The organism is Lelliottia sp. AC1 (genome assembly GCF_023278595.1).
GTDB lineage: Bacteria > Pseudomonadota > Gammaproteobacteria > Enterobacterales > Enterobacteriaceae > Enterobacter > Enterobacter nimipressuralis.
This window is the reverse complement of record NZ_CP025699.1, coordinates 1,806,885-1,818,943: the sequence shown is the minus strand read 5'-3', so window position 1 is coordinate 1,818,943 and position 12,059 is coordinate 1,806,885. Positions and strand designations below refer to the sequence as shown.

The 12,059-nt window shown below is 56.8% G+C and carries 12 protein-coding genes; 7 read left to right on the top strand and 5 right to left on the bottom strand.

What is annotated here, in order from left to right; translation table 11 throughout:
* The first annotated feature begins 27 nt into the window (after positions 1-27).
* Positions 28-444 (top strand): pyrimidine (deoxy)nucleoside triphosphate diphosphatase, encoded by a 417-nt coding sequence (locus C0560_RS08485; protein WP_269212051.1) that lies wholly within the window; start codon positions 28-30, stop codon positions 442-444.
* Here the strand turns inward: C0560_RS08485 and C0560_RS08480 are convergent.
* The gene (locus C0560_RS08480; protein WP_100780514.1) at positions 404-676 is read right to left on the bottom strand and encodes a YnjH family protein; all 273 of its coding nucleotides are present in this window, start codon (positions 674-676) and stop codon (positions 404-406) included. The genes C0560_RS08485 and C0560_RS08480 overlap by 41 nt on opposite strands.
* A 315-nt stretch (positions 677-991) precedes the next feature.
* On the opposite strand from C0560_RS08480, the gene gdhA reads away from it, so the two are divergent.
* Positions 992-2,335: an NADP-specific glutamate dehydrogenase gene (gene gdhA, locus C0560_RS08475; protein ID WP_123429072.1), complete on the top strand. Its 1,344-nt coding sequence runs from the start codon at positions 992-994 to the stop codon at positions 2,333-2,335.
* Between the two features lie 84 nt (positions 2,336-2,419).
* Here gdhA and C0560_RS08470 read toward each other — a convergent pair whose 3' ends face one another.
* The 3 genes from C0560_RS08470 to C0560_RS08460 all read right to left on the bottom strand — a co-directional run bounded on the left by C0560_RS08470 (position 2,420) and on the right by C0560_RS08460 (position 6,042).
* Positions 2,420-4,327, bottom strand: a complete 1,908-nt coding sequence (locus tag C0560_RS08470; RefSeq protein WP_248859981.1) for a DNA topoisomerase III — start codon at positions 4,325-4,327, stop codon at positions 2,420-2,422.
* Between the two features lie 4 nt (positions 4,328-4,331).
* On the bottom strand, positions 4,332-5,375 hold the full coding sequence (gene selD, locus C0560_RS08465) for a selenide, water dikinase SelD (RefSeq protein ID WP_100780517.1): 1,044 nt from the start codon (positions 5,373-5,375) through the stop codon (positions 4,332-4,334).
* Positions 5,376-5,490: 115 nt separating this feature from the next.
* Entirely contained in the window at positions 5,491-6,042 is a 552-nt protein-coding gene (locus C0560_RS08460; protein WP_100780518.1) for an NAD(P)H nitroreductase, read from the bottom strand.
* A 167-nt stretch (positions 6,043-6,209) separates the two neighbouring features.
* Between C0560_RS08460 and sppA the strand changes: the two genes are divergently transcribed.
* The 5 genes from sppA to C0560_RS08435 all read left to right on the top strand — a co-directional run bounded on the left by sppA (position 6,210) and on the right by C0560_RS08435 (position 11,712).
* Positions 6,210-8,066, top strand: coding sequence for a signal peptide peptidase SppA (gene sppA / locus C0560_RS08455; protein WP_248859980.1), 1,857 nt, complete (start codon positions 6,210-6,212; stop codon positions 8,064-8,066).
* Positions 8,067-8,128: 62 nt separating this feature from the next.
* Positions 8,129-9,145, top strand: a complete 1,017-nt coding sequence (gene ansA / locus C0560_RS08450; protein WP_100780520.1) for an asparaginase — start codon at positions 8,129-8,131, stop codon at positions 9,143-9,145.
* A 10-nt stretch (positions 9,146-9,155) separates the two neighbouring features.
* Complete coding sequence (gene pncA, locus C0560_RS08445; protein ID WP_100780521.1) at positions 9,156-9,797, top strand: bifunctional nicotinamidase/pyrazinamidase; 642 nt, start codon at positions 9,156-9,158, stop codon at positions 9,795-9,797.
* A gap of 42 nt (positions 9,798-9,839) precedes the next feature.
* The gene (gene yajD, locus C0560_RS08440) at positions 9,840-10,184 is read left to right on the top strand and encodes an HNH nuclease YajD (protein ID WP_100780522.1); all 345 of its coding nucleotides are present in this window, start codon (positions 9,840-9,842) and stop codon (positions 10,182-10,184) included.
* 274 nt (positions 10,185-10,458) lie between these two features.
* On the top strand, positions 10,459-11,712 hold the full coding sequence (locus tag C0560_RS08435; RefSeq protein WP_248859979.1) for a glycoside hydrolase family 18 protein: 1,254 nt from the start codon (positions 10,459-10,461) through the stop codon (positions 11,710-11,712).
* Positions 11,713-11,752: 40 nt separating this feature from the next.
* Here the strand turns inward: C0560_RS08435 and C0560_RS08430 are convergent, their stop codons facing one another.
* A complete protein-coding gene (locus tag C0560_RS08430; protein WP_100780524.1) occupies positions 11,753-12,031 on the bottom strand; it encodes a YeaC family protein in 279 nt (92 codons plus the stop codon).
* Between the last annotated feature and the right edge of the window lie 28 nt (positions 12,032-12,059).

Genomic DNA, 12,059 nt, shown 5'->3' with positions numbered 1-12,059 from the left:
GTTTTTCAACTGTAATTATTGACGACCATGCTGAAAACTCTCGATGTTGTTGCCGCTATCCTTGAAAAGGATGGCAAAATTCTCCTCGCGCAACGCCCCGCGCAGGCCGATCAAGCGGGAATGTGGGAGTTCGCCGGAGGTAAAGTCGAAGCCGGTGAGACGCAGCCCGAGGCGCTGATCCGCGAGCTGCGCGAAGAGCTGGGGATTGAGGCACTCCCTGTGCAGTATGTTGCCAGCCACCAGCGCGAAGTGTCCGGGCGGCTGATTCATCTCCACGCGTGGCACGTTCCGTCCTTTAGGGGCGACGTGGTCGCGCACTATCACAGCCGTCTGGTGTGGTGTACGCCGCAGGAGGCGTTCGCCTATGATTTAGCGCCCGCCGATATTCCCCTGCTGGAAGCCTTTATCCTTTTACGCGCCGCCACACCAGCGGGTTCGTGCTGATGGTTTTTTCATCGCGCTGACACTGCAGCAGCACGCCGTCGGCCTTCACCACCGCACCTTCCGAATAGTTTTGATCCTGATAGATGCAGCACTGATTGCAGGGCTGCGCGCGCTGACCGCCGGAGCTGAACACCTCTGGCGGCACATTGACCTCCACGTCCGGGCGAATACGATCAGCCTGGGCCCCTGTGGATAACAGAGCAAACAGAGCGGTTACTAGGTAGCGGTTCATAAAGATTCCTTTTATCTGCTGATCATGACTATACACAAAATCATTCAAGTTGCATCAAGCCAGCAAACCGGAGCATACCCAGGGCTGACTCGTGTAGGTGCCTGAAGGATGATCTGTATATAACGGTTGTTTGCCGCTGAATCTTTAGCGCATCATCGTTTTTAGTTATGACACAAGGCCGCTGATTAATTTCACTTTCCCGGTAAATTTTCCCTTGCCACGCAAAGCGGTACGGGTGGTATAGTCGAAAACGACCACAAATCACCCACACAACACACAAAATTAAAAAAATCGTCATAAGAGGCTCTTATCGCTATGGAACAGACACGCTCTCTGGAATCATTTCTTACCCATGTTCAACAACGCGACCCGCATCAGAGCGAGTTTGCACAGGCCGTTCGTGAAGTCATGACCACCCTGTGGCCATTCCTCGAAGAAAACCCGCGTTACCGTCAGATGTCTCTGCTCGAGCGTCTGGTTGAACCTGAACGTGTGATTCAGTTCCGCGTGGTGTGGGTGGATGACAAAAATCAGGTGCAGGTGAACCGCGCGTGGCGCGTACAGTTCAACTCCGCCATCGGCCCGTTCAAAGGCGGAATGCGTTTCCACCCTTCCGTGAACCTGTCGATCCTGAAGTTCCTCGGCTTTGAGCAGACCTTCAAAAACGCCCTCACCACCTTGCCGATGGGCGGTGGCAAAGGCGGCAGCGATTTTGATCCGAAAGGCAAAAGCGAAGGCGAAGTGATGCGTTTCTGCCAGGCGCTGATGACGGAACTGTATCGTCACCTTGGCCCTGATACGGATGTGCCTGCGGGCGATATCGGTGTGGGCGGGCGCGAAGTGGGCTTTATGGCCGGGATGATGAAAAAACTGTCCAACAACAGCGCCTGCGTGTTTACCGGCAAAGGGCTGTCCTTTGGCGGGAGTTTGATTCGCCCGGAAGCGACGGGTTACGGGCTGGTTTACTTCACTGAAGCGATGCTCAAACGCCACGGTCTGAGCTTTGAAGGGATGCGCGTGGCGGTGTCCGGCTCCGGTAACGTCGCGCAGTATGCCATTGAAAAAGCGATGCAGTTTGGCGCGCGCGTGGTGACAGCCTCGGACTCAAGCGGCACGGTGGTGGATGAAGCCGGTTTCACGGCGGAAAAACTGGCGCGTCTATGCGAAATTAAAGCCAGCCGCGACGGTCGCGTCGCCGATTACGCCCGCGAGTTTGGCCTGACCTATCTGGAAGGCAAGCAGCCGTGGTCGGTGCCGGTGGACATTGCCCTGCCGTGCGCCACGCAGAACGAACTGGATGTGGACGCCGCCCGCACGCTTATCAAAAACGGCGTGAAAGCCGTGGCGGAAGGCGCGAATATGCCGACGACCATCGAAGCGACCGATCTGTTCCTGGAAGCCGGTGTGCTGTTTGCGCCAGGTAAAGCGGCCAACGCCGGTGGCGTGGCGACGTCTGGCCTGGAGATGGCGCAGAACGCCGCGCGTATGGGCTGGAAAGCCGAAAAAGTGGACGCCCGTCTGCATCACATCATGCTGGATATTCACCACGCCTGCGTGGAGTATGGCGGAGAAGCGGAGCAGACCAACTATGTACGCGGCGCGAATATCGCCGGGTTTGTGAAGGTCGCCGATGCAATGATCGGGCAAGGGGTGATTTAAACCGTTACTGGTCTGGTTGATAAAAGCAAAACGGCAACAGAGTTGCCGTTTTTTATATCTTCGCCCGCGCCTTGTGAGAGGGCGTCAGGCCGCACTCTTCTTCTTAAACTTTTTCTTCGCGTCCCCACCGCCCGGCGCCACCATTCCTCTGAAAGATTTCACCGGCGTATTGCGCGCCTGATTGATCAGCTCAAACAGCGTGCCGACCAGCGGCTGCATAAAGTCCTGATAGCGGCACTGCTTCTCGCTGATTTGGGTCAGGATAGATTCCCAGTGCGCCGTCATATCCGGTCGCGCAGCCAGCTCAGGCAGCGAGTGAATCAGCGCCCGGCCCGGATCCGTCGAGTGGATATAGCGCCCTTTTTTGACTAGGAAACCGCGCTTGAACAGCAGCTCAATAATCCCAGCGCGCGTCGCTTCTGTGCCTAATCCATCGGTCGCACGCAGGATCTTTTTCAGATCTTTATCCTGCACAAAGCGGGCAATCCCGGTCATAGCAGAGAGCAGCGTGGCGTCCGTAAAGTGGCGCGGCGGCTGCGTTTGTCGCTCAATCACTTCGCCCTTTTCGCACAGCAGTTCGTCGTCTTTTGCGACCACGGGCAGCGGCGTGCCGTCGTTCTCTTCATCGCGCTCTTTATTGCCGAGCAGTGTGCGCCAGCCCGCTTCCGCCAGAAAACGCGCTTTGGCGACGAACTTACCTTTGGCGATCTCCAGCTCAATTACGCATTTGCGGAACACCGCGTCCGGGCAAAATTGCATCAGATACTGGCGCGCCACGAGGTTATACACCTTCGCTTCGTTCTCGCTCAGATTGACGTTGCTGGCGCGCGCCGTCGGGATAATCGCGTGGTGCGCGTCGACTTTTTTATCATCCCAGCAGCGGTTGCGCGTTTCCGGGTTCACGGCGGGTTGCGGGAGCAGATCCGGGGCGTGAACGCCGATGGCATTCAGCACCGCATGTCGCCCGGCAAAATGCTCTTCCGGCAGGTAGCGGCTGTCTGAACGCGGATAGGTAATCAGCTTGTGGGTTTCATACAGCTTCTGGCAGATATCGAGCACGTTCTGCGCGCTCATACCAAAGCGTTTAGCCGCTTCAATCTGTAACGACGACAGCGAAAACGGCAGCGGCGCGGGTTCTGATTCCCGTTTATCGTTATAGCTGGTGACCATCGCTGGCTGGCCGCTGATGCGGTTGACCACGTGATCCGCCAGCGGACGATGCAGTAACCGCCCCTCTTCGTCCTGGTAAGATTCACAGGCGTCGCTCGGCTGCCAGGTCGCGGTAAAACGTTCATCCTTCGGGGTGACAATATGCGCTTTCACCTCGAAGAAATCTTTGGCGACGAAGTTTTCGATCTCTTCATCGCGACGCACCACCAGGCCCAGCACCGGCGTCTGAACGCGCCCGACTGAGAGCACGCCCTGATACCCGGCGTTACGCCCGAGAATGGTGTAGGCGCGCGTCATGTTGATCCCATACAGCCAGTCGGCGCGGGCACGCGCCAGGGCAGATACGCACAGCGGGATGAACTCGCTGTTGGCGCGCAGACGCGTAATGGCGCGCTCCACCGCCTGCGGGTTAAGATCGTTAATCAGACAACGCTGCACCTGCTGACGTTTTTCCGGCGCCAGCTCAAGGTAGTCGAGCACTTCGTCCACCAGCAGTTGCCCTTCCCTGTCCGGGTCACCCGCGTGAACCACTTCTTCTGCGTCATGCAGAAAACGTTTGATGACGTTAAGCTGTTTGGTGACCGAAGGACGTGGCTGCAGTTTCCACTTCTCCGGCACGATCGGCAGATCGTTGAGATTCCAGCGCGCATAGCGGCTGTCGTAGACATCCGGCTGCGCTTGTTCCAGCAGGTGACCGATACACCAGGTGACCACCTGCCCGTTACCGCATTCGATAAAGCCGTCGCCCTTGCGATGCGGCTTGGGCAGCACATCGGCAATGGCTCGGGCGAGACTCGGCTTTTCCGCAATAAACAAACGCATCGAATTAACGGATCTCAATCATCGGACGGCCGCCGCGCGCGCTGACCAGCTCGCCGATGGCGCTCAGGGTAATGCCAAACTCTGCGGCGGTAGCTTTGACCTCGGCTTCCGCCTCAGGCGTGACTGCCAGCAGCAGGCCGCCGGAGGTTTGTGGATCGCACAGCAGATCGCGCCACTCCGTCGGCATATCGCCCATCAGATGACCGTAGCTGGCAAAGTTACGCTGCGTACCGCCCGGCACCGCCCCCTGTGCGATGTACTCCTCCACACCAGGCAGTTTTGGAATGTCCTGATACCAGAGCTGCGCCTGCACGCCCGCGCCCTGGCAAACTTCGCTCAGGTGGCCGAGCAGGCCAAAACCGGTGACGTCGGTCATCGCTTTTACGCCGTCGATATTCGCGAACGCCGCACCCGCCAGGTTCATCTGACACATCACGTCGGTGGCAAGACCGATATGCTCGGGCTTGAGCAGGGATTTTTTCTCAGCGGTGGTGAGCACGCCAATGCCCAACGGCTTAGTGAGGAACAGTTTGCACCCTTCCTGCGCGGTGCTGTTGCGCTTCACGCGTTCGGTCGGTACGACGCCGGTGACGGCGAGGCCGAAGATCGGTTCTGGCGCATCGATGGAGTGCCCACCCGCCAAAGCGATCCCCGCCTGCTGGCAGGCAAAGCGGCCACCCTCGATGACGTCGCGGGCAATTTCCGGCGCCAGGGTGTTGATCGGCCAGCCGAGAATAGCAATCGCCATGATCGGTTTACCGCCCATCGCGAAGATGTCGCTGATGGCGTTGGTCGCCGCGATGCGCCCGAAATCAAACGGGTTATCGACAATCGGCATAAAGAAGTCGGTGGTGCTAATAATGCTGGTGCCGTTTCCTAAATCGTATACCGCTGCATCGTCACGCGTTTCGTTGCCGACAAGCAGGTTCGGGTCGACAAACTTCGCCTGTTCGCTGTGCAGAATGGTTTCCAGCACTTTCGGGGAAATTTTACAACCGCAACCCGCTCCGTGGCTGTATTGCGTTAAACGAATGGTTTGCTCGCTCATGGACATCTCCTGTCATTGCAATCGCGCTATGGTAGCGCTCATTCCGTGATGAGGTAAGTATGACTGTCTGAATTATGCGACGCTTGCTCATAATCCAGACAGTTTAGTGCGATTATCAGAAACGGGTGACGAACGGGGCGGTATCGGGTGCTGTAATGGTGGTCGAGGCTTTCAGCTGCGGCGTACCTAAGTAGAGGAAGCCAACGATTTTATCGTGCTGGGCGCAGGAGAGCCCTTCGCGCACCACCGGACTGTCGGTCAGCGGGCCGGTGCGCCAGATGCCGTTAAAGCCCTGTGCCACAGCCGCCATTTGCATCGCCATCACCGCGCAGCCTGCAGACATCTCCTGCTCCCAGACCGGCACTTTATGTTCCGGCTGACATTTCGCCACCACCGCGATGATCATCGGCGCGCGAAACGGCGCATTGCGCGCTTTATCAATCGCTTTTTCATCCTGCTCGGCGGCCATCGCCCCATTCTCAAGCAAGGTGCTGAAACGGTCGCGCCCTTCGCCTTCAATGATGAAGAAGTGCCACGGCGAGAGCGTACCGTGATCCGGGGCGCGCATACCGGCGCGCAGAATGTTTTCCAGCTGTTCGCCCGCAGGCGCAGGTTCCGCCAGGCGAGAAGCGCTACGACGGTTAACCAGCAGTTCAAGTGCGTCCATTGATTCACTCCTGTCTTCAAATTTGCTCACAAAATTAACACGACAGCAGAATTTGTTACAGCGCAGTGGGCGATTCCTGCTGACAAGTGACGGTTGGGTCATTACGATAACCTCACATTGCCGTCCAGTCGCGACGGAAACGGTCATTATCTGGTTTGGGAGAATACATGCGAACCCTTTGGCGAATTTTTGCCGGTTTCTTTAAATGGACGTGGCGGTTGCTCAATTTTGTCCGCGAACTGGTGATGAATATCTTCTTCATCTTCCTGATTCTGGTGTGTGTGGGCCTGTGGATGCACATCAGCAGCAGTAACCAGGCGCAGCATTCCGAGCGCGGCGCCCTGCTGCTCGACATCACCGGTGTGATTGTCGATAAGCCGTCCACCAGCAATCGTCTGGGCGTGATTGGCCGCCAGCTGCTTGGCTCCACCTCCGATCGTATGCAGGAAAACTCCCTGTTTGATATCGTCGACGCTATTCGTCAGGCGAAAGACGATCGCAATATTACCGGCATCGTGCTGGACCTGAAAAACTTCGCCGGGGGCGACCAGCCGTCGATGCAGTACATCGGTAAAGCGCTGCGTGAATTCCGCGACAGCGGTAAACCGGTGATTGCCGTGGGCGACAGCTACAGCCAGGGGCAATATTATCTGGCGAGCTTTGCCAACAAGATTTGGCTCTCCCCGCAGGGCACCGTCGATCTGCACGGTTTTGCCACCAACGGGCTGTACTACAAATCGCTGCTGGATAAGCTGAAAGTCACCACGCACGTGTTCCGCGTCGGGACCTATAAATCGGCCGTTGAGCCGTTTATTCGCGATGATATGTCCCCTGCCGCCCGTGAAGCGGACAGCCGCTGGATCGGTGAGCTGTGGCAGAACTATCTCGCCACCGTCGCTGCGAACCGTCAGATTACCCCTGAGCAGGTCTTCCCGGGTGCTCAGGCGATGCTGGATGGCCTGACTAAGGTCGGCGGCGATACGGCGAAATACGCGCTCGATAACAAACTGGTCGACACCCTCGGCTCCAGCGCAGAGATCGAAAAAGCGCTGACCAAACAGTTTGGCTGGAGCAAAGAAGACAAGAACTACAGCGCCATCAGCCTCTACGATTACACGCCGAAAAAACCGAGCGAGACGGGTGACAGCGTGGCCGTGGTCTTTGCCAACGGTGCGATCATGGACGGTGAAGAGACGCCGGGGAACGTGGGCGGTGACACGACCGCGTCGCAGATCCGCGATGCGCGTCTGGACCCGAAAGTGAAAGCCATTGTCCTGCGCGTCAACAGCCCTGGCGGCAGCGTCAGCGCTTCGGAAGTGATCCGTGCGGAACTGGCCGCCGCGCGTGCTGCAGGCAAACCGGTGGTGGTGTCGATGGGCGGTATGGCGGCATCCGGCGGTTACTGGATCTCCACACCAGCGAACTACATCGTGGCGAACCCGAGTACGTTAACCGGCTCTATCGGTATCTTCGGCGTCATTAATACCGTTGAAAACAGCCTTGATTATCTGGGTGTGCATACGGATGGCGTTGCGACGTCACCACTCGCGGATGTGGCCGTGACCAAATCCCTGCCACCGGAAGTGTCGCAGATGATGCAGCTCAGCATTGAGAACGGTTATAAGCGCTTTATCACGCTGGTGGCGGATTCCCGTAAATCCACGCCGGAGCAGGTGGATAAAATCGCGCAGGGCCATGTCTGGACCGGCCAGGATGCGAAGAACAATGGGCTGGTCGACAGCCTGGGCGACTTTGATGACGCCGTCGCGAAAGCCGCCGAACTGGCAAAACTGAAACAGTGGCACATTGCGTATTATCAGGATGAGCCGACGTTTGTGGATATGGTGATGAACAGCATGTCCGGCTCGGTGCGCGCGATGCTGCCTGCTGCGATTCAGGCCTATCTGCCTGCACCAGTGACGAGCGCTGCAAGCGTTGTAAAAGCCGAGAGCGATAAGCTCGCCGCCTTTAACGATCCGCAAAACCGTTACGCGTTCTGCCTCACCTGCGCTAACGTTCGCTAAAAACCCTGTCCCCTCTTCTCGCGAAGGGGGGATTTTTCTTTGAAGCACAAGAACACACTATCATGCAGAAGAAATCGATTTATGTGGCGTATACCGGCGGGACCATCGGTATGCAGCGCTCTGAAAATGGCTATATTCCTGTCTCCGGTCATCTTCAGCGCCAGCTCGCGCTGATGCCCGAGTTCCACCGCCAGGAGATGCCAGACTTCACCATCCACGAGTACGATCCGCTGATGGACTCCTCAGATATGACGCCGGAAGACTGGCAGCATATCGCAGAAGATATCAAAGCCCATTACGACGAGTACGATGGCTTTGTGATCCTGCACGGCACCGACACCATGGCGTTTACGGCCTCTGCGCTCTCCTTCATGCTGGAGAACCTCGGCAAGCCGGTGATCGTGACCGGCTCGCAGATCCCGCTGGCGGAGCTGCGCTCCGACGGGCAGATCAATCTGCTCAACTCCCTGTATGTCGCCGCCAATTACCCGATCAATGAAGTGTCGCTGTTCTTCAACAACCGACTTTATCGCGGGAACCGTACCACCAAAGCACATGCCGACGGTTTTGATGCCTTTGCGTCGCCAAACCTGCAGCCGTTGCTGGAGGCGGGTATTCATATTCGTCGTCTGGGCACACCACCGGCACCGCACACCGCGGGCGAGCTGATTGTTCACCCGATCACCCCACAGCCGATTGGCGTGGTGACGATTTATCCGGGGATTTCTGCCGACGTGGTGCGCAACTTCCTGCGACAGCCGGTGAAAGCGCTGATCCTGCGCTCCTACGGCGTGGGCAATGCGCCGCAGAACGGCGAGTTCCTGAAAGAGCTGCAGGAAGCGAGCGATCGCGGCATTCTGGTGGTTAACCTCACCCAGTGCATGTCCGGCAAAGTGAATATGGGGGGGTATGCCACGGGCAACGCGCTGGCGCATGCCGGGGTGATCAGCGGGTTCGATATGACGGTCGAGGCCACCCTGACTAAACTTCATTACTTACTCAGTCAGGATCTGGACGTGCAGTCGATGCGTACCGCGATGATGCAAAACCTGCGCGGCGAACTGACGCCGGACGAATAAGGAGAGTGTTATGAAGCAACGTGCCCTGCTGCTGGTCGATCTGCAAAATGATTTTTGCGCCGGTGGCGCGCTGGCGGTAGCCGGTGGTGATAGCACCGTGGATGTTGCCAATACGCTGATTGCGTGGTGTAAAGCGCGCGGTGAGGCGGTGGTGGCAAGCCAGGACTGGCATCCGGCGGATCACGGCAGCTTTGCCAGCCAGCACAATGTCGAGCCGTTTACCCAGGGCGAGCTGGACGGTCTGGCGCAAACCTTTTGGCCCGATCACTGCATTCAGCAGACCGAAGGGGCTGAATTGCATCCGCTGCTAAATCAAGCGGCCATCGACGCGGTGTTTCATAAAGGCGAAAATCCGAATATCGACAGTTACAGCGCCTTTTTCGACAACGGTCATCGGCAGAAAACCGCGCTCGATGAGTGGCTGCGCCATCATGAGATCGGCGAGCTGATCGTGATGGGGCTGGCGACGGATTACTGTGTGAAGTTCACCGTCCTCGATGCGCTAAAACTGGGGTATAACGTCAGCGTCATCACCGATGGCTGTCGCGGCGTGAATATTCAGGCGCAGGATAGCGCGCTGGCGTTTATGGAGATGTCGACTGCTGGTGCGACGCTGTACACCCTCTCCGACTGGCAAGAGACGCAGGCGTAAGCGCGGTTCCCATTTTTTATCTTATTCAGGAGGGCCACTCTTATGGCTTTTATCCCAAAAAACTATGCCCGGCTTGAAGTCGGTTACCGTGAAAAGGCACTGAAGCTTTTTCCGTGGGTATGCGGTCGCTGTAGCCGCGAATTTGTCTATTCCAACCTGCGTGAGCTGACGGTTCACCATATCGATCACGATCACTCCAATAACCCGGAAGACGGCAGCAACTGGGAGATGTTATGCCTGTTCTGCCACGATCATGAGCATTCCAAATACACGGAAGCCGACCTGTACGGTTCCACCGTCGTCGCGGGTGAAGATGCGCAGAAGAGCGTCGGGGAAGCGAAATACAACCCGTTTGCCAATCTGAAAGCGATGATTGATAAGAAGTAATCCTGCATTCCTGGCCGGGTATGACAATGCTGCCCGGCCAAATTTTTGACGCCTCACCGTTTTTCCCAAGCCTCACTCTAGCTTTGGGCTCGCCATTTCCGCTTCCGGACAGTTACGCGCTGCGTTTCCTGTCGTTAACAGCCTTTTGTTTCCGGTATAACAAAAATTCAACCTCTCTCGCAGATTCAACGAAGCGGCACTGCTATCCTCATTTGGCTATTTTTTGTCACATCCCTGATGTGACGTACTTTTTTTTAGTCAAAGAGGATACGTTATGAATCTATTGCCTGTGATGGCAGCCTTACCCCTGCTCTGCGCTCCTGCCCTTTTTGCGGCTGACCTGATGTCCGTCGGCTACTTCAACGGTGGCGGCGATGTGACTGCCGGGCCGGGAGGTGACATCGATAAGCTGGATGTTCGCCAGATTACCCACCTCAATTACTCGTTTGGTCTTATCTATAACAACGAAGCGGGTGAAACCAACGCCGCGCTGAAAGACGCCAGTAAGCTGCACCAAATCTGGCTCTCGCCGAAGGTAACCGCCGATCTGCATAAAATCCCTGAACTGCGTAAGCAAAACCCACAGCTTAAAGTCTTGCTCTCTGTTGGCGGCTGGGGCGCGCGCGGATTCTCCGGCGCCGCGGATAGTAAAGAGAGCCGTGCCGTGTTTATTCGCTCCGTGCAGGCGATCGTCACGACCTACGGACTTGATGGCATCGATCTCGACTGGGAGTACCCGGTGAACGGTGCGTGGGGTCTGGTAGATAAGCAGCCCGCCGATAAAGACAACTTCACTGCCCTGCTGAAGGAGATCCGCGAAGCGCTGCCGAAAGAGAAGCTGGTGACTGTCGCCCTGGGGGCGAATGCGGAAAGCCCAAAAAGCTGGGTCGACGTCAAAGCGATCGCGCCGTATCTGAACTACATCAATCTGATGACCTACGATATGGCCTACGGCACGCAGTATTTTAACTCGAATTTGTATGACTCCACTAAGTGGCCGACTGTGGCCGCAGCGGACAAATACAGCGCTGATTTTGTGGTCAACAACTACCTCGCTGCCGGGCTGAAACCTGAGCAGATGAATTTAGGGATTGGTTTTTACGGGCGCGTGCCAAAACGCAGCGTGGAGCCAGGCATCGACTGGACAAAAACAGATGCTGAGAAAAACCCGGTGACACAGCCGTACTTCGGTGCGCAGGAGATCGGATTGTTCAAGGCGTTGGGCTATGACCTCACCAAAGATACCTACGTGAAGTACAACGATATTGTCAGCAAGCTGATTAACGATCCGCAAAAACGCTTTACCGAGCACTGGGACGATCAGGCGAAAGTGCCGTGGCTGTCGGTGAAATCGGCGGAGGGCAAGGAACTGTTCGCTCTGTCGTACGAAAACCCGCGTTCGGTCGACCTGAAGGCGCAGTACATCAAAGAGAAAGGTCTGGGTGGCGCGATGTTCTGGGAGTATGGCGCGGACGACCACAACCAGCTGGCGAAGCAGTTAGCAACGTCGTTAGGGATTAAGCACTAACTCCATTGCCGGGCAGCGTTAGCGCTTGCCCGGCCTGTGGTCACTGCATTTTCATCGTCGCAATCGGTTTTGGCGTGATGCCAAAATCTTCCTTCAGCTCGCGCTTACTCTTCATCACCATCTGGCCTTTCGTGTCGATGGTCATGTGCTGTGCGTCGCTGTTATTGCGCGCCTGCCACAGCATCACCAATTGCAGGCTGTTCTCTTTTTGCTCTGCCGTCAGCGCCACGCCATCTGGCCATTTCCCCAGTTCTACGGCTGTCACCAGACGCTGATACACGTCCGGCGTCATACTGTTAATCATGTCATCAATATTCATGAGAAATCCGCTGTGATGGAATAATTTG

Excerpts from the sequence above, each read along its gene's own strand:
- C0560_RS08485 (WP_269212051.1), top strand. The coding sequence starts at position 28 with ATGCTGAAAACTCTCGATGTTGTTGCCGCTATCCTTGAAAAGGATGGC.
- C0560_RS08480 (WP_100780514.1), bottom strand. The coding sequence starts at position 676 with ATGAACCGCTACCTAGTAACCGCTCTGTTTGCTCTGTTATCCACAGGG.
- gdhA (WP_123429072.1), top strand. The coding sequence starts at position 992 with ATGGAACAGACACGCTCTCTGGAATCATTTCTTACCCATGTTCAACAA.
- C0560_RS08470 (WP_248859981.1), bottom strand. The coding sequence starts at position 4,327 with ATGCGTTTGTTTATTGCGGAAAAGCCGAGTCTCGCCCGAGCCATTGCC.
- selD (WP_100780517.1), bottom strand. The coding sequence starts at position 5,375 with ATGAGCGAGCAAACCATTCGTTTAACGCAATACAGCCACGGAGCGGGT.
- C0560_RS08460 (WP_100780518.1), bottom strand. The coding sequence starts at position 6,042 with ATGGACGCACTTGAACTGCTGGTTAACCGTCGTAGCGCTTCTCGCCTG.
- sppA (WP_248859980.1), top strand. The coding sequence starts at position 6,210 with ATGCGAACCCTTTGGCGAATTTTTGCCGGTTTCTTTAAATGGACGTGG.
- ansA (WP_100780520.1), top strand. The coding sequence starts at position 8,129 with ATGCAGAAGAAATCGATTTATGTGGCGTATACCGGCGGGACCATCGGT.
- pncA (WP_100780521.1), top strand. The coding sequence starts at position 9,156 with ATGAAGCAACGTGCCCTGCTGCTGGTCGATCTGCAAAATGATTTTTGC.
- yajD (WP_100780522.1), top strand. The coding sequence starts at position 9,840 with ATGGCTTTTATCCCAAAAAACTATGCCCGGCTTGAAGTCGGTTACCGT.
- C0560_RS08435 (WP_248859979.1), top strand. The coding sequence starts at position 10,459 with ATGAATCTATTGCCTGTGATGGCAGCCTTACCCCTGCTCTGCGCTCCT.
- C0560_RS08430 (WP_100780524.1), bottom strand. The coding sequence starts at position 12,031 with ATGAATATTGATGACATGATTAACAGTATGACGCCGGACGTGTATCAG.